Genomic DNA, 20,438 nt, shown 5'->3' with positions numbered 1-20,438 from the left:
ACCTGGCCGGGGCTCCCCGCCCAGCCGTCTGCCCCGCGGACCGACGGCATCCGTCAAGGAACGGCAAAGCGTCCCGATTCCCGCGATCTTTTTCCCGGCCCCCGCACATCCAACTCCTCGACGCGCCCCGCACGGCGACGCGTCGCAGGAACGGAGGCTCCCGCCGAACAGCGGGAGCCGTGGCGAGGAACTGAGGACGATCATGAGCGGCATATCACGCAGGGACCTGCTGACCGCGGCGGCATCGGCCGGCGCCCTGGGCGCGCTCTCCGCCTGTTCCGCCGACGGCTGGACGGTCGGCGGCAGCTCCGGTGCGGACAGCGCGCCCGCCGACCGTAAGGGCACCGCGCAGGCCCGGCCGGTGACGCTCATCGGCGACGGGTCCACCGCCGACACCGGGGCCCAGCCGGGGCAGCCGAAGGCGCAGCGGCTGAAGCCCGGCGAACGCCCGCCGCAGTTCGTGGTCTTCTCCTGGGACGGCGCGGGCGAACTCAGCAACCAGCTGTTCTCCCGGTTCCGCCGGGTCGCCGCCGATCACGGCGCCTCGATGACCTTCTTCCTCAGCGGCATCTACACGCTGCCCGAGTCGAAGAAGCACCTCTACCGACCGCCGCAGCACCCCGTCGGGGCGTCCGCGATCGGGTATCTCGCCGACCGGCACATCCACGCCACCCTGGAGCAGGTGCGCGCGGCCTGGCTGGAGGGGCACGAGATAGGCACCCACTTCAACGGCCACTTCTGCGGCAGCGACGGGGTCCGCCGCTGGTCGCCCGCCGAGTGGCGCAGCGAGATCGACCAGGCGACGCGGTTCGTCACCGAGTGGAAGACCAACACCGGCTTCACCGACCTCGAACCGCTGCCCTTCGACTACCGCAAGGAGCTGATCGGCGGCCGCACACCGTGTCTCGAAGGCCAGGCCAACCTGCTGCCCACCGCCGCCGAACTCGGCTGGAAGTACGACGCAAGCTCCCCCGGCGGCCTGCAGATCTGGCCCGGAAAGGTCCAGGGCGACCGGATCTGGGACTTCCCCCTCCAGTCCATCCCCTTCTCCGGCCACTCCTTCCAGGTGCTGTCGATGGACTACAACCTGATGGCCAACCAGTCCGGCGCGAACCCCCTCGGCGACAGCGCCCGGTTCGCCACCTGGCATGCCCAGGCCCGCGACACCTACCTGGCCGGCTTCCGCCGGGCCCACGACAGCAACCGCGCCCCGTTCTTCGTCGGCAACCACTTCGAACGGTGGAACGGCGGTATCTACATGGACGCCGTGGAGGAGGTCGTCGAGCACATCGCCGCGTACGACGACGTACGCATGGTGTCCTTCCGGCAGTTGGTGGAATGGCTGGAAGCACAGGACCCGGCGGTGCTGCGCAAGCTGCGTACCCTCTCCCCCGGTCAGTCGCCGCTCGGCGGCTGGGCGGAGTTCCTGGGCACCGCGAATGCGCGCACGGCCGGGTCCTGATCTGTACGTTCCCGCGCGGGACGTCAGCGCCTTCCGCCGCCCCCGTCCCAGCCGGAGCCGCCGTCGCGACCGGAGCCTCCGTAGTAGCCGGAGCCTCCGTAGTAGCCGGAGCCGGCGCCCGACCAGTCGTACTGACCGGTGCCCGAGCAGTAGTAGTACGTGGAGCAGACACCCCACGCGGGAACCGTGACCGTCGGCGCCGGCTTCGGGGTGGCGGCCGGCGCCGAGGACTTGCCCGTGGGGTCGGGAAGGGGCGTCGGCGTCTTCGCGGACTGCGGGGCCGGCTTGAGGGCGGGCGGCTGCGGGCCGTCGCCGGCCGCCCAGTTGACGGCCTCCATCTGGAGCGAGGGGGAGGACGTGTCGAAGGTCCAGTGCTGGGCCGGCCCGTCCTTGCGGAGCTTGAGGACCAGGGGGGCCTTGCTCTTGTCGGAGCCGGGTGCCAGTGCCAGGTCCTGGTTCCAGCGCGGCACCAGCGTGCCCTGGACGGTGAAGTCGTAGCGCACGTTGTTGATGCTCGGCTGCGACTTGCCCTCGCAGGCTGCCAGCCGGAGCTCGAAGCCGAGATGGGAGTCGAGGCAGAGGTCGGGAGCGGCCAGGTCGCGCAGCAGTCCGTCCGTCCCGTACGACCACTCGCGGCTCGCGGTCGAGGAGCACGGGGCGAGTTCGGCCTCCGCTCCCCTGACCGCCTGCTTACCGGCGAGACCGATGCACTCCCCGGTCTCCTCGTTGCGCAGCCGGCCCCGCACGGCACCGTCCGCGGCATCGCCGGTCCCGATCCAGGACTTGCTCCCGCCGGGCGCGTCCTTGCCGGTGCCAGGCGTGCCCGAAGAGCCGTCGTCGGCCATGTCGTTGGACCCACCGCCGGCCCACAGGACCAGCGGGACCACGATCAGGCCGCTCAGGGTCAGCACGGCCAGGGCGATGTTCCGGCGCCGCGGGGCACGGCGAGCCCTGCGCGACGGCGGCGCGGAGTCGGCGTTCGTGGCACGTCGCTGCGCGGGCCCGGCACGGCGGCCCTCCGGACGCGCCGGGGCGCGGGAGGAGCGGCTCTTCGGCTGTGGGGGACGGCCCGGGAGGCGGGCGTCGCCTTCCGCGTCCATCGCGTCGGCCGGTATGCGCGGCACCTCGACGATCGCGATGGCACCCCCCGGCCTGGTGTCGACGTAGGCCTCGGCGCCCCAGCCGATCACGGCCTCGGCCAGCGGGAGGGCGAGCGGGCCGTGGAACTGGTTCAACTGGTCGGCGGCATGGCGGCAGTGTGCGCAGCCGGCCAGATGACGCCGGAGATCCCGGTCGAGATTCAGGCCGCCGCGACGGCAGGAGACGTCCAGCAGCCGGTTGTAGCGGCGGCACTCCTCGGCGGGGGCCAGTTCGCGGTGGATCTCCAGGCAGCTTTCCCGCAGCCGCTCCACCGCGCGCCGTAGTTCGTCGGAGGCGTCCTCCGTGCTGAGGCCCACCAGCCCGGCCGGCACCGGCAGTTCCTCGGCCTCGACCGTCGTGTGCCACAGCAGACAGCGGGCGGGCTCCGAGAGCCGTTGGAACGCCCGGGACAGCAGACGCCGGTTCACCGGCGGAAGGAATCGCGCGGTCCGCTCGCCGGCGGCCGAGCCCGCCAGCAGTTCGGGACTGAGCATCTCCCGGCGTTGGTCCCTGTCCCATTCGGCGGCCATACGGCGGACGGTGACCAGCAGCAGCGGCCGCCAGGCCGCCGTCGGACCCGTCGCCCGCAGGGACTCACCGAACAGTCGGGTAAATGCGGCGGTGGTGAGCATTCCGGCGGGCCGAACGCCGTTCGTGCACAGCCGTGAGAAAGTAAAGGCCGCTTCCCAGTGCCGGTCCAGGAGTTCTCCGGCGGGATAGTTCGCCGGCCCCTTCCCCGCGGTCTTCTTCAGGTCCGCCGCGAGCTGAGCATCCGTGACTTCGAACAGACGAGCGGGACCGAGGGAATTCGACTGAGCTCCATCATTCACGTCCGCTTTCCTCCCAAAGGTAACGCAGGAATTAGTCCATACCAATGGGTATGTAGCCCACCCGACGAAGCGGAGGGACTACCCATGTGGGGGGTACGCACCATGAGCACCCCCCTCGGCTGGCTCTTTTGAAGCGAGGGGCGAGCAGATGCGCGGCCGGCGTGCAACAGAATCCAATTGTCTGCACACTGACAGGGGCACACCTTTGCACAGGGCACCGAGCCGGAACAAGAGATCTCGCCGATTCGAACATTCCATCAAGATCACATTGATTGACGAAGCGTCAGAACCGGCTCCGCGAAAGCAATTCGAGCCCGACGCAAACCGGATCCAAGCCCACCGAACTCACCGTCCGGTCTATATCGGTCGGGCAACACTTGAACTCGAAAGAGAGGGCGTTCTTACCGTCGAGTAACGCGAGTCCCCGGCGCCGGAGAAACCGGCGGGCACCGGATTCGGGCAGAACGGCGGCCTGCCGCCGCGGAATCCAGCCGGCTCGCGGCGCCGGGACCATCAGCGGCGCAGCAACTGCGCCCCGGCGAGACCAAGTACGCCGTCGCGCCACACCAGACCACGCAGATCCCGTACGACGACAAAGGCGTCCGTGTCCAGGGCGCGCGGCCCGACGCCGACGACCGTCGCGCCCGCCGCCGTCCCCGCCCGGACGCCGGCGGTGCTGTCCTCGAAGACGACGGTCCGGGCCGGGTCCAGGCCCAGTTGCCTCGCCGCCGCGCGGTAGCCGTCGGGGGCCGGCTTTCCGTGCCGGACGTCGTCCGCCGTGACGAGCACGGGCGGGGCGGGCAGTCCGGCCGACGCGAGCCGGGCCCGGGCCAGGGCGGTGACTCCGGAGGTCACGACCGCCCACCGCTCCTGCGGCAGGCTCTCCAGAAGGGTGAGGGCTCCCGGGAGCGCGGTGGTGGTCGCCGCGGCCTCGACCTCCAGCCGGTCGATCTCGGCGAGCGCGGCCGCGCGCTCATGGGGGTCGGTCACCAACAGCGCGACGGTGTCGGCCGAACGGCGGCCGTGCACCATCGCGGTGACGTCCCGCGGGGACAGCCCGCGGGCTCGGGCCCACTGCCCCCAGGCCAGGCCGACGCCGTGGTCGGAGTCCACGAGGACACCGTCGTTGTCGAAGAGCAGACCCTCGCAGGGGATGTCCAGGGCGGGGCCGGGACGGGACGGGACGGTCATCAGCGCTCTCGGGAGTCGTGTCGGTGCGGTGCGGGTGGTCTCAGGCGACCGGGCGGTTGCGGTAACGGCCGACGAGTTCGCGCGCGGCGGGCTGCATCCGGGCGGGCGGCAGACCCCGGGCGAGGAGCGTCAGATCGTCGAGAACCATGTCGCCGATGCTCAGGAAGGCTTCCGGGATGCCGCCCGCTCGATGGGCGGACAGGACCAGCCCCTCCAGCCCGCGCACCGGGTCGTCGGCGGCCACCGGCTCGTCCGGCCACACGTCGATGCCCGCCAGCAGACGGCCGCGCGCCACATGCGAGAGCAGCGCCGGATAGTCGACGACCGGAGCACGGCTCACCAGAATCAGCCGGGCGCCGTCCGGGAGCAGTCCCAGCTCCCGCTCCCCGATCAGTTGACGGCTCTCGTCCGTGACGGTGGCCAGGACGAACACGAAGCGACTGCGGGAGAGCGTCTCGTCCAGGCCGGCCGGCAGCACACCGAACTCCCGCAGGGCGCCCGCCGGCAGCCAGGGGTCGTGGACGCGGAGGGTCGGCCGGAACGGGACGAGCAGCCGGTGCAGACTGCGGCCGAGATTGCCGAAGCCGATCAGGCCGATGTCCGAGCCGTTCAGGAGTACGGCGTCGGCGTTGCCGTCGGCGACGTACCGCTCCCTGCCGGCGCGGAAGGCGCGGTCCTCCCGGCTGATGCCTCGGGCCAGATCGAGCGCGAGGGCGAGGGCGTATTCGGCGACGGCCTGTGCGTAGGCGGGCCCGCAGCCGAGGACGTGGACTCCGCGCGCGAAGCAGGTCTCGTAGTCGACGTTCGGGAAGAAGTTGCCCTCGACATTCAGCAGGGCGCGCAACCCGGGCGCGCGGGCCAGCCGTTCGGCGGGCAGATCCGGCTGGCCGACGATCGCGAAAGCCTCGGGCAGGACTTCGTCGAGGGCCTTCTCGGAGGGGTCGTCCTCCAGGTCCACCAGGGTGAAGCGGTCACGGAGGAGGTCCAGGGCACCGGGCGTGAAGATGCGGTCGGTGCGCTGCGGGGCGGGGCGCAGGACGACGACCGGCTTTCCGGTCACGGCGCCGGGAGGCGGGGGTGGGCTGCTCACATGACTCCTCTGTCCTGTCCATTCTGTCCTGTTCCGCCGGCTCGCACCGGCGAGGTCAGACGCGCGGCCGGTTGATCAGCCGGGAGAGCACGATGACACTCTCGGTCCGCTCGATGACCCGTGCTTCCCTGACCCGTTGGACGGCGCGCTCCAGGTGCGGGATGTCGAGCGCCATCATGTGGACCATCGCGTCCGCGGCGCCGGAGACCGTGTAGGCCTCCACCACCTCCGGCACGGTCTCCAGGTCCCGTTGCAGCTCACCGGGTGTCGGATTGCCCTTGCAGTACACCTCGACGAACGCCTCGGTCCGCCAGCCGAGCGCCTGGGTGTCGACGAGTGCGGTGAAGCCGCGCACGGTGCCGTCGGCGACGAGCCGGTCCAGCCGGCGCTTCGCCGCCGGCGCGGAGAGCCCGGCGGCCTCCCCGATCTCGGCGTAGGTGCTGCGCGCGTTGCGCAGCACGCACCGCACGATGCTCTCGTCGATGGCGTCCATGCCCATGTGATCCACCTTCCTCGCACGCAAGATTCCGCCACACGGAGCGCCTTTTCGCAAGAAAGCAATCTCAACGGAGAACAAACGGCGATTGATTGCACGCTCCGCCCGCTCATAGCATCCACACACCCCATCGACGCACGACAGGCGACAGGAGTGTGCGGTTTGCGCGCGAAGCTCAGTGCGGAGGAGTCCGCCGCCCTGGAAGCGGTCGACGAGGCGGCCGTCGCCGCACTGCTGCTCGACGTGCTGGCCGTGCCCAGCGTGACGGGCAGCGCGGCGGAGTCCGAACTCCAGCACCACCTGGCCCGGCATCTCGACCGGCTCGGCCTGGACGTCGACCTGTGGCCGATGGACCTGGCCGCCCTGCGCTCCGACCCGGACTTCCCGGGCGCGGAGGTGCCGCGTGAGGAGGCGTGGGGTCTGGTGGCGTCGCTGCCGGGTGCGGCGGGCGGCCCGACCGTAATCCTCCAGGGTCATGTCGACGTGGTGCCGCCCGGCGACCTCGCCCAGTGGGCCGGCGACCCGTTCGTGCCGAGGGTGCACGGGGATGTCGTACACGCCCGTGGCGCTTGTGACATGAAGGCCGGCGTCGTCGCCAACATCGCCGCGCTGGCGGCGATCCGCGCCAGTGGCGTACGGCCGGGCGGCAGCGTGGCCGGCCACTTCGTCGTCGGCGAGGAGGACGGCGGGCTCGGCGCCTTCGGGACCCTGCGCCGGGGACACCGCGGTGATGCCTGTGTCATCAGCGAGCCGACCGGCGGCACCCTGATCACCGCCAACGCGGGCGCCCTGACCTTCCGTATCACCGTGCCCGGCCGGTCCGCGCACGCGAGCACCCGGGACGCCGGCGTCAGCGCCATCGACGCCTACACGCCGATCGGCGCGGCACTCGCCCGGCTGGAGGTCGTACGCAACAAGGTGCCGGATCCCTTGATGGCCGAATACCCCATCCCCTACTGCCTGTCCGTCGGCATGGTCCGGGCCGGGGACTGGGCCAGCAGCGTGCCGGGCCTTCTCGTCGCCGACGGGAGGCTGGGACTGCGGCTCGGCGAGGAACCCGCCGCGGCACGCGCCGAGTTCGAACTGTGCGTTGCCCAGGCGTGCGCGGACGATCCATGGCTGCGCGACCACCCGGCCGTCGTCTCCTGGCCCGGCGGCCGGTTCGCCAGTGGCAGGCTCGCCCCCGGGCATCCCCTGCGCGAGGTGGTCGGCACCGCACACGCGGACGCCACCGGCTCACCGGGACCCCGGGAGCGCGGCGCGCCGTACGGCAGCGATCTGCGCCTCTACGCGGCGGCGGGCATACCGACGCTGCAGTACGGACCCGGCGACGTGCGCCTCGCCCACGGCCCCGACGAACGCGTATCGCTCACCGAAACCGTCGCCGTCGCCCGCACGCTGGTCCTCACGGCACTCAGGACCGCGGGGACCCGGTAACGGGAGGCGTCCCGGCCGACCCGAACGACGACCCCCGCCGGGACCCGGTAGCGGAAGGCGACCCCGGCCGACCCGAACCGCGGGAGCCCGGTGCCCACCCGAACCGCAGGAACCCGCTCGGCGAGACGCGCCCGGCTCACCTCGACAACCAAGTGCGGGCGCAGCGCGTCACCGGCGCGGGCGGGTCCGCCAGCCGTGGTCGACCGGGCCCAGGCCCGCGCCCAGGGCGAAGCCCGCGGCGATCGCACCCGTGACGTACTCCTTCGCCCGGCGCACCGCCTCCGGTACCGGATGCCCCTGCGCCAGGCCGACCGCGATCGCGGAGGCCAGGGTGCAACCCGTGCCGTGCGTATGGCGGTTGTCGTGGCGCGGGGCCCGCAGCCAGTGCTCCTCGCGGCCGTCGGTCAGCAGGTCCACGGCCTCGCCCGGCAGATGACCGCCCTTCACGAGGACCCACCGCGGCCCGTACTCCAGGAGCCGTTCCGCCGCCCGGCGCATGTCCCCTTCACTCGTCACCGAGACCCCGGTGAGCTGCGCCGTCTCGTCGAGATTCGGGGTCGCCACCGTCGCGACCCGCAGCAGTACGGTCCGTACGGCGTCCAGCGCGTCGTCGGCGAGCAGCCGGTCGCCGTGCTTGGAGACGCTCACCGGGTCCACGACCACGGGTGCGGCGGTGTCCGCGAGCAGCTCGGCGACGGTCTCGACGAGCAGGGGCGAGGCCAGCATGCCGGTCTTCAGCGCCTGTACGCCGATGTCGTCCACGACGCTGCGGTACTGCGCCCGCACCGCCTCGGCCGGCAGCTCCCACGCCCCCTGGACCCCGAGGGAGTTCTGCGCGGTGACCGCGGTCAGCACGCTCATGCCGTGCGCGCCCAGCGCGAGCATCGTCTTCAGGTCGGCCTGGATACCGGCGCCGCCCCCGGAGTCCGACCCGGCGACGGTCAGGACGCGCGGCGGCGCGACGGCGGCTGCCGGAACCGGTGCGGTCGCGGCACCGGGTGATGTGGCCGGCTGTGTCATGACCGGGTCTCCTTCGAGGTAGCGCCGAGACCCAGGCGCAGCGGGGCGTACACGGCGAGCGCCACGACGAAGGCCACCCCGTAGGCGAGATCGGCGCCGTGCAGGGCGTCGGCCACCGGACCCACGTACAGGCTGGTGCTCATGAACGGGACGGCGGCGGCGAAGGCGACGACGAACGCCGTGAGCGCGGGCCACCACTGCTGCGGGCGGGCGTTCTCGGCGGCCAGGTCGACCGGGGCGCCGGCGCGGGCCCTGGCCCGGACGAGCCAGTCGACGGCCACGATCGCGACGAATCCGGGGATCCAGTAGCCGACGAGCAGCAGCACGTTCTGGAAGCGGGTGGTGGTGTCGGCCGCGTGCATCCACAGGACGAGCGGGAAGCCGAGGGCGGCGGCCAGCGCGGCGGCGACCGGACGCGGCAGGCGTACCCCCATGGTCTGCAGGGCCAGCGAGCCGCTGTAGTCGTTCATGGCGTTGCTGGACAGGGCCGCGAGCGCGACGGCGAGCAGGCCGAACGCACCGAGGACGCCGCCGCCGAGCAGGGTGTCGACGCCTCGGGCGGTCTGGTCGGTGAAGACGGACGCGCCCCACAGGCCCAGTGCCTGGACGGCCACGAAGGACACGCTGACGCCGAGCAGCGTGCACCAGAACATCCGCGGCCGGGACGCGGTGCGCGGGAGATACCGGCTGAAATCGCTGGCGTAGGGGGCCCAGGACAACGCGAGGCTCAGTGCGATGGTGCAGGTCAGGACGAACGCGCCGGCCCGGTCGGCGCCATGGACCGTGGCGACGGCGGCGGGGTGGCTGCCGCCGAGCAGCTTGGCGGTCAGCGCGGCGAAGGCGGCGGCGAGCGCGAACGTCATCACGGTCTGGAGCCGGTGGATCGCCTCGTACCCGAGGACACCGAGAGCCCCTTGGGCGGTCATCATGACCAGGACGCCCAGCCAGAACGGCCAGCCGCACAGCTGGGCCAGCGCGTCCCCGCCGAACAGGCCGATCAGCGCGTCCCAGGCGATCGAGGAGAGCCACTGCAGGGCGCCCGGCACCGCAACGGCCCGCCCGAACGCCAGCCGGGCGAGCGGGAGTTGCCCCGCACCGGTCTGGCTGCCCCAGGTGCCCAGGTAGGCGGTCGGCACCGCGCCCAGGAGGGTGCCGAGGACGACGGCGGTGAGGGCGGTGGCGAAGTCGAGGCCGAGCGCGACGCCGGCGGTGCCGGTGAACACGCCCGTCATGGTCAGGTTGGGGGCGAACCACACGGTGAACAGCCGGGCCGGGCTGCCGTACCGCGCGTCCTCGGGGACGGGTGCGATGCCACGGGCCTCGACCCGCAGATCACCGGGAGCGGCGGGCATCCGCCCGTCGAAGACGCGCTGCGGGGACCCGACGGCCACCTCACCGCGGGCATGCGGCAATGACATGAGACATCCCTCCGCCAGTCCTAACTGGTTCAGGTTCGACGGGTGTGATCTCAGCCCTCGTGCGGGGCACCCCGTGTCCGGTACGCCGGCCAGGATAGCCCGGCCCGCGCGTACGTCCAGGTGGTGGGGCGGACGGCAGCCGTGCGCGGTCGGCGGACGGTGACCGGGCCGGTGCGGCGGGTCACGCCCGCGCCGCACGGTGTGCCCGGGGAGGGACGCCTGGGAGTGAATACCGTGATACGCGGACGACGTTCCCTTTGTCCGGGAGGGCGGGCTATGGTGACGCACTGACGGGATCTTGAACGGAGGGGGCGCAGGTGGAGAACCTCGCGAGGGCACGCCGCGGCCGGCCGCCCGGGACCGGGTCGGTGCAGGGCGAGCTGACCGGCCGCCAGCAGGCCATCATCGAGTTCATCAGGACCGAGGTGGCGCGGCAGGGCTATCCGCCGTCCATGCGTGAGATCGGCGAGGCCGTCGAGCTGGCGAGCACCTCCTCGGTCTCCCACCAGCTGTCGGTACTGGAGCGAAAGGGCGTCCTGTACCGCGATCCGCACCGGCCCCGCGCGTATCAGGTACGGCCCACCTGGGCGCCGAGTCTGGACGCCGACCGCGGGCCGGAGCCGGCCGCAGTACCGCTGGTGGGCCGCATCTCCGCGGGCACGCCCGTCCTCGCCGAAGAGGCGATCGAGGACATCTACCTGCTGCCGCGCCAGATGGTCGGCGACGGCGATTTCTTCGCACTGACCGTGAGCGGCGACAGCATGATCGAGGCGGCCATCTGCGACGGCGACGTGGTGGCCGTCCGCCGCCAGGACAGCGCCGATCACGGCGACATCGTCGTCGCGCTCCTGGAGGACGAGGCCACGGTCAAGCAGCTGCGCCGGCAGGACGGTCAGGTGTGGCTCATGCCGCGCAACTCCGCCTACGCGCCGATTCCCGGCGAGGACGCGGTCATCCTGGGCCGAGTGGTGGGCCTGATGCGCCAGTTGTAGCGGTGGCGAGGGTGCCGCCCCGCTCCGGGTGCGGTCCGGCCCCCGCGGGACCGGTGCGAACAGAAAGGGCCCCCGCGGGCTTTCGCCCGCGAAGACCCTTCGCACCGTCGGGACGACAGGATTTGAACCTGCGACCCCTTGACCCCCAGTCAAGTGCGCTACCAAGCTGCGCCACGTCCCGGTGCGCTCGCCGCGGTGAACCGCGTGATCGCGCGAACAGCACTTTACCGCACGCCACAGGCCGGTCCGCCGGGGGCGCGGGGGCGGCACCGGGGCCGGCGCGGGACAATCGGAGCATGAGCAGGATTTCCAGGGCCGGGGCTGACGACCGACGCGACCGGGACACGGAGGGACGGGCCCGCAACGCCCGTCCCCGGGACGGGCTCGGCCGGCCCCTGCCGTACGGCGCGGACGGGGTGGAGCGGCAACCCGAAGGGGTCGTACGCAGCCCCGCCGAGACGGTCGTCGAGGCGCAGGCGCTGCTGGCCGCGGGCAAGCCGTTCCACGCGCACGAGGTCTTCGAGGACGCCTGGAAGTCGGGTCCCGCGGACGAGCGCGCGCTGTGGCGCGGGCTGGCCCAGCTCGCGGTGGGGCTGACCCATGCGGCCCGGGGCAACACGACGGGCGGCGCCCGGCTGCTGCGACGCGGGGCGGGCGCCGCCGAACAGTGGGCCGCCGAATCCGGACAGAACCGGCCGTACGGGATGGATCTGGCGGAACTGGCGGCCTGGGCGCGGAGGTTGGCGGGGGTCGTGGAGCGGGACGGTACGGCGGTCGACGCGGTGGCGTGGGCGCCGCGACTGCGCGGGAGTGAACCCGGATAGACCGGCTGTCAGTGGCGTGGGGCAGACTCGGGTCGTGCGAAAGATTCATGTCATCGGAATCGGGGCGGGCGATCCCGACCAGCTGACCCTGCAGGCGGTCAAGGCGCTGAAGAGCACGGACGTGTTCTTCATCCTGGACAAGGGCGAGGTGAAGTCCGACCTCGTTCAGCTGCGCCGTGACATCCTCGACGCACATCTGCCGGAGGGGACGTACCGGCTGGTCGAAGCGCGCGACCCGGATCGCGACCGGGCCGCCGGGGGCGCGGCCTACTCACCCGCGGTCGGTGACTGGCGCAGCGCCCGCGCCGCCCTCTACGAGCGGCTGATCGTCGAGGAGTTGAGCGAGGACGGCAGCGGCGCGTTCCTGGTGTGGGGGGACCCCGCGCTGTACGACAGCACGCTCGGCATCCTGGAGGAGATCCTCGACCGGGGCGCGGTGGCGTTCACGTACGAGGTCGTTCCCGGGATCAGCAGTGTCTCGGCGCTCGTCGCCAGGCACCGCACGGGGCTCAACCGGGTCGCGCGGCCCATCCAGATCACCACCGGGCGCCGCCTGGCGGAGGGCTTTCCCGAGGGGGTGGACGACGTGGTGGTGATGCTCGACGCCCACCAGGCCTTCCGGGCGTATGCCGACCAGGACATCGACATCTACTGGGGCGCCTACATCGGCACCCCGGACGAGATCCTCGCCTCGGGGCCGATAGCCGAGGCGGCCCCCCGCATCGAGCGTCTGCGCGCGGAGGCCCGGGAGCGCAAGGGCTGGATCATGGACACCTACCTGCTGCGCAGGCATCCGCGGGGTTAGGGCCTTTCCGGTCGATCACGTACGCCGGGCGGATCTCCCGGCATGCACACGCCCTGCCCCGGTGTGAGGGTGACCCTGTGACGACCACAGAGGAATCCGCGCCGCCCGCAGCTCCGGCGCCCGCGCCCCCGGTGCTGGACTCACGGCGCCGCAACGTCGTCTTCGTGACGATCATGCTGGGCATGCTGCTCGCGGCCCTCGACCAGACGATCGTCGGCACGGCCCTGCCGACGATCGTGTCGGATCTCGGCGGCGCCGCGCACATGTCCTGGGTGGTCACCGCCTATCTCCTCGCGGAGACCGTGGCGACGGTGCTGGTCGGCAAGTTCGGTGACCTCTTCGGCCGCAAGCTGGTCTTCCAGGCGTCGGCGATCATCTTCATCACCGGCTCGTTCCTGTGCGGTCTCGCCACGAACATGTCGCTGCTGATCGCCTGGCGGGCGATGCAGGGCATCGGCGCCGGCGGCCTCATGGTCACGGCCATGGCCCTGATCGCCGACGTGATCCCGCTGCGCGAGCGCGGCAAGTACCAGGGCGCGATCGGCGCCGTCTTCGGTGTCGCCACCGTCATCGGACCGCTGCTGGGCGGGGTGTTCACCGACCATCTGACCTGGCGGTGGGCCTTCTACGTCAACGTGCCCATCGCGATCGTCGTGGTGATCGCCGCGGCCCGCACGATTCCCGTCGTGAAGTCGGCCAGCCGGCCGGTGATCGACTATCTGGGCATCGCCCTCGTCGCGGTCGGCGCGAGCGCGCTGATCCTGGCGACGAGTTGGGGCGGCAACGAGTACGCGTGGGGCTCGGGTGTCATCATCGCCCTGTTCGTGGGCGGCGTGATCGCCCTCGGCCTCTTCTGCTGGGTCGAGACGCGCGCCGCCCAACCGATGCTGCCGATGCGGCTGTTCACGAATCCCGTCTTCTCCGTCTGCTCGATCCTCAGCTTCATCGTGGGCTTCGCGATGCTCGGCGCGATGACGTATCTGCCGAGCTATCTCCAGTACGTGGACGGTGATTCGGCGACGATCTCCGGCGTCCGCACCCTGCCCATGGTCATCGGCCTGCTCATCGCGTCCGTCTTCAGCGGCAACGTGGTCAGCAAGACCGGGCAGTACCGGTTCTTCCCGATCATCGGCGCGCTGGTGATGGCGCTCGGGCTCTATCTCCTCTCCCTGATGGGCCCGGGGACCAGCACCTGGCTGTCGTCCGTGTACATGTTCGTGCTCGGCACCGGGATCGGGCTGTGCATGCAGGTGCTGACCATCGCGGTGCAGAACACCGTCGAGTACACCGATCTCGGTACGGCGACGTCGGGCGTCACCTTCTTCCGGACGCTGGGCAGTTCGTTCGGCACGGCGGTGTTCGGCACGGTGTACACCAACGCGCTCAAGCCGAACCTCGCGGACGGGGTGCGGACCGCGACGGGGACCGGGGCCGCCGATCCGGCCGCGATCGCCCAGGCCTCGCAGAGCCCGCAGGGTCTGCACAGGCTTCCGTCGACCGCGGCCCGGCCGATCATCCAGGCGTACGCCGACACGATCCACACCGTCTTCCTCTGGGCGGTGCCGGTCGCGCTGCTGGGGTTCGTCGTGGCCCTGTTCCTCAAGCAGGTGCAGCTGCGGGACAGCGCGCGGATGGGGTCGACGGACATGGGCGAGGGTTTCGCGTCCCCGTCCACCGCGGATTCGCAGCGGCTGCTGGAGGCCGCCGTCGGAAAGATCATCGGCGGTACGGAGCTGGACACCGCCCGGCGGATCGTCCTGGATTCCGACACCCGGCTCGATGTCGCGGGCGCCTGGGCCGTGATGCAGGTCGAACTGTTCACCCGGATGGTCGGCCACGCCAACCTCGGGCTGATCGCCAGCCGCCGCCACCTGCCGCCCGAGGTCCTGGTGCCGGTCTTCGACCGCATGGTCGACGAGGGCTACCTCACCCGTGACGGCTCGCTCTTCTCCCACACCGAGGCGGGCCGGCGCGAGGCGGACGTGATCGGCAAGGCCTGGGGCACGTGGCTCGCCCAGCGTGTGGAGCAGGACATCGGCCGCCCGTCCGGCGCGGACCTCCGGGCCGCGGTCGACAGCATCGCCAAGCGCCTCCTCGCCGAAGACCTGGCCAACGGCCTCACCACCCGCGTCCGGGCCTTGGCCCCTGCCTCGTCGGCCTGACTCCCCAGGCCGGGGCCTTGGCCCCTGCCGCATCGGACCGAGGACCCGCGCCTGCGCCCCGACCCGGCGCGGCCACGGGATGGACCTCCGGTCGGTAGGCAGGGCGGAGCACATGCCGACCAGACTTCCCGGCGCACCTTGGGTTACGCCCTGGCCCCCGCAGAATCGGCCTGGCCGGCCGGGTCGAGGCATTGGCCCCTGCCGCTTCGGCCTGACTCCCCAGGTCCGGGCCCTGGCCCCTGCCGCTTCGGGCCGAGGACCCGCGCCTGCGCCCCGACCCGGCGCGGCCACGGGATGGACCTCCGGTCGGTAGGCAGGGCGGAGCACATGCCGACCAGACTTCCCGGCGCACCTTGGGTTACGCCCTGGCCCCCGCAGAATCGGCCTGGCCGGCCGGGTCGAGGCCTTGGACCCTGCCGCTTCGGCCTCACTCCCCAGGCCCGGGCCCTGGCCCCTGCCGCTTCGGCCTCACTCCCCAGGTCCGGGCCCTGGCCCCTGCCGCTTCGGGCCGAGGACCCGCGCCTGGGCCGGCAGTCACGGTGCGACGAGGCGCAGCCGGTCCAGCGCCCCCGCCACGTCGGGCACCGCGAGCACGCCCTCCGGGAGGGGCGGCCGGCGTACGACGACGACCGGGAGGCCCAGTGCGCGCGCGGCCGTCAGCTTCGCCGAGGTCGCCTCTCCCCCGCTGTCCTTCGTGACCAGGACGTCGATGCGGTGCTCGCGCAGCAGGGCCGTCTCGTCGGGCACGGTGAACGGGCCGCGCGCCAACAGCACCCGGGTGTGCGGCGGCATGGGCGGCTCCGGCGCCTCCACCGACCGTACGAGGAACCGGAGTCCGGCCAGGTCGGCGAAGGCCGCGAGGCCCAGGCGGCCGGTGGTGAGGAACACCCGGCGTCCCAGGCCCGGCAGCAGTTCGGCCGCGGCGGTGAGGGACGCGACCGGGTGCCAGCGGTCGTCGGCCTGGGGCTGCCACCCCGGGCGGCGCAGGACCACGGCCGGGACGCCGGTCGCCGCCGCGGCCCGCGCCGCGTTCGCCGTGATGCCTTCGGCGAAGGGGTGGGTGGCGTCGACGACGGCGTCCACCTGGTGCTCGCGCAGCCAGGCCGCCAGCCCCTCCGCGCCACCGAACCCCCCGATACGGACGTCCCCTTCGAGCGCTCCAGGCCGTGCCACCCGTCCCGCGAGAGAGGTGGTGACGCGCACTCCGGTGCGTGCCGCCAGCCGGGCGGCGAGCTCGCGGGCCTCGGTGGTACCGCCGAGGAGGAGGATGTGCGGGGACATGGCGTCGAGCGTACGGGGACCGGAGGACGCCGGACCGCCGGGTACCGGGCCGCCGGGGTGCCCGACCACTCCGGGGTCCGGACCGCCGGGTACCGGACCGCCGGGGGTGCCCGACCACTCCGGGGACCGGACCGCCAGGGGCCGGACCGCCAGGGGCCGGACCGCCGGTTCTCCGAGCGCCAGACGGCACTTCGGGCGCCAGACGGATCGCCGCGCGCCAGACGGATCGTCGGGTGCCGGCAACGGCGATCAGCGCAGCAGCAGCTGGACCCCGCCCACCACCGTCGCCGCGATCACCAGCCGCTCGAACAGCCGTTGGTTGATCCGGTTCACCGCCCACCTGCCGAGGAGCGCACCCGGCAGCACGAACACCGCCAGCGCCGCGTCGAGCAGCAGGGACTTCCCGTCGATCAGGCCGAGCCCCACGCTGAAGGGCACCTTGGAGACGTTGACGATGAGGAAGAAGAAGGCCGAGGTGCCCAGGAAACCGAGCTTCCGGAAGCCCGCGGAGAGCAGATACATCGACATGACCGGACCGCCGGCGTTGGCGACCATCGTGGTGAAACCGCCGAGGACGCCGTACGAACGCGCCTTGACCCGGCCCGTCCGTGTCGCCACCGAGTCGGGTTCGTCGTCCCTGGCCGCCCTTCGGCGCCACAGGGTGACAGCCGCCATGAGCAGCAGGATCGCGCCGATGGAGGTGCGGACGACTCCGTCGTCGGCCCACACGAGGAACAGCGTGCCGAGGACGACACCCGCGGCGACCGCCGGGAACAGCCGCCACAGGGTGGGCCAGTGGGCGTGCCGCCGGTAGGTCAGGACGGCGAGGACGTCGCCGACGATCAGGATGGGCAGCAGGGCGCCGGTCGAGGCGCGGGCCGGCAGGACGGCGGCGAAGATCGCGAGGCTGACCGTGTTGGCCCCGCTCACCGCGGTCTTCGAGAAGCCGACGAGCAGAGCCGCCGCGGCCAGCGCGGCGAACTCCCAGAGGGATATGTGCCAGAGCGTCATCGTGTTCATGCGGGAACCGATGCTATGCCCACGTATCTCGCCGCGTAAGGACCGTCTCGCCAGGTGGCCCCTTCCGCCGTGGTCAGCCGCCGTACCGCGTCCGCAGTTCCCTCTTGAGGACCTTCATGCTCGGACCGAGCGGCATCTCGTCTGCGAACTCCACGCGACGCGGGTACTTGTGACGGCCCAGGTGCTCCTTGGACCACTCGGTGATCTCCCGGCCGTCCACCGTGGCTCCGGGGGCGCGGACGACGACGGCGCACACCTCTTCGCCGTGCAGCTCGTCCGGCAGGCCGATGACGGCGACCTGCGCCACCCCGGGGTGGCGCATCAGGACCTCCTCGACCTCCCGCGGATACACGTTGTAGCCGCCGCGGATGATGATGTCCTTCTTGCGGTCGACGATCCGCAGGAAGCCGTCCTCGTCCTTGGTGCCCAGGTCGCCGGTGCGGAACCAGCCGTCGACCATGGCCTCGGCGGTCGCCTCGGGCCGGCCCAGATAGCCGGAGAACACGTTGTGCCCGCGGACGACGACCTCGCCGAGTTCGCCGGGCGGCAGCAGCTCGATGCGCTCCTCCGTCTCCGCCCTGGCGATCTCGACGTCCACGCCCCACAGCGGGTGGCCGATGGTGCCCGCCCGTGTCCCGAACAGCGGCTGGTTGACGGTCGCGGTCGGTGAGGTCTCCGACAGCCCGTACCCCTCGTAGATCTTCGTGCCGAAGGCGGCCTCGAAGCGCTCCAGGACGGCGACGGGTAGCGAGGCGCCGCCGGAATTGCACACGCGCAGCGCGGGGAGCGTGTCCGCGGCGGCCGCGGCCGCCGCCAGGGCGACGAACATCGTCGGCACGCCGTGGAAGGTGTTGACGTCCTCCTTCACCATCAGCTCGATCGCGCGGGCCGCGTCGAAGCGGGGCAGCAGCACGAGGGTCGCGCCCGCCCGCCAGACGGAGTTCATGGAGACGGTCTGCCCGAAGGCGTGGAAGAGCGGGAGCGCGCCGAGGGCGATGTCGTCGGGGCGGATCTCGTTGGCGTCGAAGGCGTTGACGGTCGCGTTCATCACCAGGTTGAAGTGGCTGAGCACGGCACCCTTGGGGATGCCCGTCGTGCCGCTGGTGTAGAAGACGACCGCGGGGTCGTCGGCCTGGCGGGTGACGTACGACGGCAGCGGTTCGGCGTCCGCGGCGAGGGCCTCGAACTCGGGGCCCAGCGTGACGACCCGCACGCCCGTCGCCCGCGCGGCCTCCGTCCCCGTCTTCGCCTGCGCCGGATGGCAGAGCAGCAGGGTCGCCCCGCTGTCCTTCAGCACGTGCTCGACCTCGGCGGCGGACAGCAGCAGGTGGACGGGGACCACGACACCGCCGGCCGCCGCGATCGCGTAGTAGGCGGCCGGGAACTCTGCGGTGTTGGGCGCCATCAGCGCGACCCGGTCCCCCGGCCGGACTCCCAGCCCGACGAGGGCACCGGCCTGGGCGCGGGCGCGCTGCCACACCTCGGCGAAGGTCAGGCGCAGGTCGCCCTCGACCAGCGCCGTCTTGTCCGGGCGGCGCCGGGCGTTCTCGGCGAGGATCGCGGCGAGGGACAGGGTTGCCATGGAGGAGTGCTCCGTTTCCTTGCTGGTGCGGCTCTGGACCAGGGATCTGGCGGGGTACGGATTCGGCGGCCCGGTGTCGTACGCCACGGGGCTCGGGCGTTCGGCGAGGGAGGCCAGCGGTGTGCGGGCCGGTGACCCGGCGACTCGGTGACCCGGTGCCGCGCGGACGGGCGCGGCCCGGCGTCCGGCGGGCCCTCGACCGGTCAGGGTCGTACGTCTCGGCTCGGCCGGGTCAGGGTCGTTGGCCCGACACGGCCCGGCCCGACACGGTCAAGGTCACCGGCCCGGGCGAGGTCATTCGGCTCGGCTCGCCTCGCCTCCGTCAGGGTCGTTCGACGAGCACCGCGCTTCCCTGCCCCACGCCGACGCACATCGTGGCGAGGCCCCGGGCGGCGCCCGTGCGGCGCATCCGGTGCAGCAGTGTGGTGAGGATGCGGGCTCCGGAACACCCCAGCGGGTGGCCGAGCGCGATGGCACCGCCGGTCGGGTTGACCAGGTCCGGGTCGATGCCCAGACGGTCCACGCAGGCCAGCGCCTGGGCGGCGAAGGCCTCGTTGAACTCGGCCTCCTCGACGGCGTCGATCGTCCAGCCGACGCGGCCGAGCACCTTCTGGGTGGCGGGCACGGGCCCGATGCCCATGACGTCCGGGTGGACGCCCGCGGAGGCACCGGCGGTGTACCGCCCGAGGGACTCCAGGCCGAACTCGGCGAGCGCCTCTTCGCTGACGAGCAGGAGCCCGGCGGCGCCGTCGTTCATCGGCGAGGCGTTGCCCGCCGTGACCGTGCCGTCCGGGCGGAACACCGGCTTGAGACGGGACAGCTTCTCGTACGAGGTGTCCTCGCGGACGCACTCGTCGGTGTCGACGACGACCCCGTCGGGGCGGGTCACGGGCAGGATCTCGGCGTCGAAGTACCCGTTCTTGCGGGCGTCCGCGGCGCGTTGGTGGCTGCGCAGCGCGAACTCGTCCTGCCGTTCGCGCGGGACGCCGTACCGTGCGGCGACCTCCTCGGCGGTCTCCCCCATGGAGAGCAGCCCGTGCAGCTCCTTCATCGCCGGGTTGACCAGGCGCCAGCCGAGACGCGTGTCGACGGTCTCGATGCGGTGCGGCAGGGCCTCGTCGGGACGGGGCAGTACGAAGGGAGCGCGGCTCATGGACTCGGAACCGCCCGCGAGCACGATGTCGGCCTCGCCGGCGGCGATGGTGCGGGCCGCCGTGGTCACGGCCTCGAGACCGGAGGCGCACAGCCGGTTGACGGTGGCGCCGGGCACGGTCTCCGGCAGCCCGGCGAGCAGGGCGGCCATGCGCGCGACATTGCGGTTGTCCTCGCCGGCCTGGTTGGCGGCGCCCCAGTAGACGTCGTCGATCCGGGCCGGGTCGAGGGCGGGCGCATCCGCGAGAACCCCGCGGAGCACGGCCGCGGCGAGATCGTCGGGCCGTACGGAGGACAGGGCTCCGCGCAGTTTGCCGATGGGGGTGCGGCGGGCTGCCGCGAAATGGACGGGACGCACGACAGGACTCCTGACGGACACCGGACGAAAGGACGATCCACCACGTTAATTAGCACTGCTAGTTTTCGACTATAGACCGCCGTCCCACCCCCTGGGAAGCTCTCCCCGCAGCCGGACCGCCGCACTCCGCCACCGGAGGATCCGGCCGGTTTCCTCCCTTCCGTCCCGGGGCACCCGC

Annotated in this window: 16 protein-coding genes, 1 tRNA gene and 1 riboswitch; of the genes, 6 read left to right on the top strand and 11 right to left on the bottom strand. The window is 72.3% G+C overall.

Features of this window, described 5'->3' with window-relative positions:
- The first annotated feature begins 202 nt into the window (after window positions 1-202).
- Entirely contained in the window at window positions 203-1,462 is a 1,260-nt protein-coding gene (locus ACFWM2_RS02745) for a hypothetical protein (protein ID WP_383272245.1), read from the top strand.
- A gap of 23 nt (window positions 1,463-1,485) precedes the next feature.
- Here the strand turns inward: ACFWM2_RS02745 and ACFWM2_RS02740 are convergent, their stop codons facing one another.
- The 4 genes from ACFWM2_RS02740 to ACFWM2_RS02725 form a co-directional block, all read right to left on the bottom strand.
- Window positions 1,486-3,432 carry a ricin-type beta-trefoil lectin domain protein gene (locus ACFWM2_RS02740; protein ID WP_383272243.1) on the bottom strand — a complete coding sequence of 649 codons (1,947 nt, stop codon included), beginning with the start codon at window positions 3,430-3,432 and terminating at the stop codon, window positions 1,486-1,488.
- Between the two features lie 513 nt (window positions 3,433-3,945).
- Window positions 3,946-4,623: an HAD-IA family hydrolase gene (locus tag ACFWM2_RS02735; RefSeq protein ID WP_383272241.1), complete on the bottom strand. Its 678-nt coding sequence runs from the start codon at window positions 4,621-4,623 to the stop codon at window positions 3,946-3,948.
- Window positions 4,624-4,663: 40 nt separating this feature from the next.
- A complete protein-coding gene (locus tag ACFWM2_RS02730) occupies window positions 4,664-5,713 on the bottom strand; it encodes an NAD(P)-dependent oxidoreductase (RefSeq protein ID WP_383272239.1) in 1,050 nt (349 codons plus the stop codon).
- A 55-nt stretch (window positions 5,714-5,768) separates the two neighbouring features.
- A complete protein-coding gene (locus ACFWM2_RS02725) occupies window positions 5,769-6,212 on the bottom strand; it encodes an Lrp/AsnC family transcriptional regulator (RefSeq protein ID WP_383272237.1) in 444 nt (147 codons plus the stop codon).
- Between the two features lie 159 nt (window positions 6,213-6,371).
- Between ACFWM2_RS02725 and ACFWM2_RS02720 the strand changes: the two genes are divergently transcribed.
- A complete protein-coding gene (locus ACFWM2_RS02720) occupies window positions 6,372-7,646 on the top strand; it encodes an ArgE/DapE family deacylase (RefSeq protein WP_383272235.1) in 1,275 nt (424 codons plus the stop codon).
- A gap of 168 nt (window positions 7,647-7,814) precedes the next feature.
- On the opposite strand, the gene thiD is transcribed toward ACFWM2_RS02720, so the two are convergent.
- Together thiD and ACFWM2_RS02710 are read right to left on the bottom strand one after the other, a co-directional pair.
- Window positions 7,815-8,666, bottom strand: a complete 852-nt coding sequence (gene thiD / locus ACFWM2_RS02715) for a bifunctional hydroxymethylpyrimidine kinase/phosphomethylpyrimidine kinase (protein ID WP_383272233.1) — start codon at window positions 8,664-8,666, stop codon at window positions 7,815-7,817.
- Entirely contained in the window at window positions 8,663-10,084 is a 1,422-nt protein-coding gene (locus ACFWM2_RS02710) for a purine-cytosine permease family protein (protein ID WP_383272231.1), read from the bottom strand. The genes thiD and ACFWM2_RS02710 overlap by 4 nt, the downstream gene beginning before the upstream one ends.
- Window positions 10,074-10,168, bottom strand: a riboswitch (TPP riboswitch). (Overlaps the previous gene by 11 nt.)
- Before the next feature lie 233 nt (window positions 10,169-10,401).
- On the opposite strand from ACFWM2_RS02710, the gene lexA reads away from it, so the two are divergent.
- Complete coding sequence (lexA, locus tag ACFWM2_RS02705; protein WP_383272229.1) at window positions 10,402-11,076, top strand: transcriptional repressor LexA; 675 nt, start codon at window positions 10,402-10,404, stop codon at window positions 11,074-11,076.
- A gap of 107 nt (window positions 11,077-11,183) precedes the next feature.
- Here lexA and ACFWM2_RS02700 read toward each other — a convergent pair.
- Window positions 11,184-11,257: transfer RNA gene (locus tag ACFWM2_RS02700), tRNA-Pro, on the bottom strand.
- A gap of 115 nt (window positions 11,258-11,372) precedes the next feature.
- Here ACFWM2_RS02700 and ACFWM2_RS02695 point away from each other — a divergent pair.
- The 3 genes from ACFWM2_RS02695 to ACFWM2_RS02685 all read left to right on the top strand — a co-directional run bounded on the left by ACFWM2_RS02695 (window position 11,373) and on the right by ACFWM2_RS02685 (window position 14,867).
- Window positions 11,373-11,900 carry a DUF309 domain-containing protein gene (locus ACFWM2_RS02695; RefSeq protein WP_383272227.1) on the top strand — a complete coding sequence of 176 codons (528 nt, stop codon included), beginning with the start codon at window positions 11,373-11,375 and terminating at the stop codon, window positions 11,898-11,900.
- A gap of 34 nt (window positions 11,901-11,934) precedes the next feature.
- Complete coding sequence (gene cobF / locus ACFWM2_RS02690) at window positions 11,935-12,705, top strand: precorrin-6A synthase (deacetylating) (protein ID WP_383272225.1); 771 nt, start codon at window positions 11,935-11,937, stop codon at window positions 12,703-12,705.
- A 77-nt stretch (window positions 12,706-12,782) separates the two neighbouring features.
- Window positions 12,783-14,867 carry an MDR family MFS transporter gene (locus ACFWM2_RS02685; RefSeq protein ID WP_383272223.1) on the top strand — a complete coding sequence of 695 codons (2,085 nt, stop codon included), beginning with the start codon at window positions 12,783-12,785 and terminating at the stop codon, window positions 14,865-14,867.
- Window positions 14,868-15,401: 534 nt separating this feature from the next.
- Here ACFWM2_RS02685 and ACFWM2_RS02680 read toward each other — a convergent pair.
- The 4 genes from ACFWM2_RS02680 to ACFWM2_RS02665 all read right to left on the bottom strand — a co-directional run bounded on the left by ACFWM2_RS02680 (window position 15,402) and on the right by ACFWM2_RS02665 (window position 20,260).
- On the bottom strand, window positions 15,402-16,148 hold the full coding sequence (locus tag ACFWM2_RS02680; protein WP_383272221.1) for a cobalt-precorrin-6A reductase: 747 nt from the start codon (window positions 16,146-16,148) through the stop codon (window positions 15,402-15,404).
- 249 nt (window positions 16,149-16,397) lie between these two features.
- Window positions 16,398-17,168, bottom strand: a complete 771-nt coding sequence (locus ACFWM2_RS02675) for a sulfite exporter TauE/SafE family protein (RefSeq protein WP_383272219.1) — start codon at window positions 17,166-17,168, stop codon at window positions 16,398-16,400.
- A gap of 73 nt (window positions 17,169-17,241) precedes the next feature.
- Window positions 17,242-18,750: a long-chain fatty acid--CoA ligase gene (locus tag ACFWM2_RS02670; protein WP_383272217.1), complete on the bottom strand. Its 1,509-nt coding sequence runs from the start codon at window positions 18,748-18,750 to the stop codon at window positions 17,242-17,244.
- A 322-nt stretch (window positions 18,751-19,072) separates the two neighbouring features.
- A complete protein-coding gene (locus ACFWM2_RS02665; protein ID WP_383272215.1) occupies window positions 19,073-20,260 on the bottom strand; it encodes a thiolase family protein in 1,188 nt (395 codons plus the stop codon).
- Window positions 20,261-20,438: the final 178 nt, after the last annotated feature.

The organism is Streptomyces sp. NPDC058371 (genome assembly GCF_042723265.1).
GTDB lineage: Bacteria > Actinomycetota > Actinomycetes > Streptomycetales > Streptomycetaceae > Streptomyces.
The sequence above is the reverse complement of the archived record's forward strand: the minus strand, read 5'-3'. Positions and strand labels throughout refer to the sequence as shown.

What these genes read in the sequence shown, in the direction of transcription:
- ACFWM2_RS02745 (WP_383272245.1), top strand. Translation starts at nt 203, where the DNA reads ATGAGCGGCATATCACGCAGGGACCTGCTGACCGCGGCGGCATCGGCC.
- ACFWM2_RS02735 (WP_383272241.1), bottom strand. Translation starts at nt 4,623, where the DNA reads ATGACCGTCCCGTCCCGTCCCGGCCCCGCCCTGGACATCCCCTGCGAG.
- ACFWM2_RS02725 (WP_383272237.1), bottom strand. Translation starts at nt 6,212, where the DNA reads ATGGGCATGGACGCCATCGACGAGAGCATCGTGCGGTGCGTGCTGCGC.
- thiD (WP_383272233.1), bottom strand. Translation starts at nt 8,666, where the DNA reads ATGACACAGCCGGCCACATCACCCGGTGCCGCGACCGCACCGGTTCCG.
- ACFWM2_RS02710 (WP_383272231.1), bottom strand. Translation starts at nt 10,084, where the DNA reads ATGTCATTGCCGCATGCCCGCGGTGAGGTGGCCGTCGGGTCCCCGCAG.
- ACFWM2_RS02695 (WP_383272227.1), top strand. Translation starts at nt 11,373, where the DNA reads ATGAGCAGGATTTCCAGGGCCGGGGCTGACGACCGACGCGACCGGGAC.
- ACFWM2_RS02680 (WP_383272221.1), bottom strand. Translation starts at nt 16,148, where the DNA reads ATGTCCCCGCACATCCTCCTCCTCGGCGGTACCACCGAGGCCCGCGAG.
- ACFWM2_RS02675 (WP_383272219.1), bottom strand. Translation starts at nt 17,168, where the DNA reads ATGAACACGATGACGCTCTGGCACATATCCCTCTGGGAGTTCGCCGCG.
- ACFWM2_RS02670 (WP_383272217.1), bottom strand. Translation starts at nt 18,750, where the DNA reads ATGGCAACCCTGTCCCTCGCCGCGATCCTCGCCGAGAACGCCCGGCGC.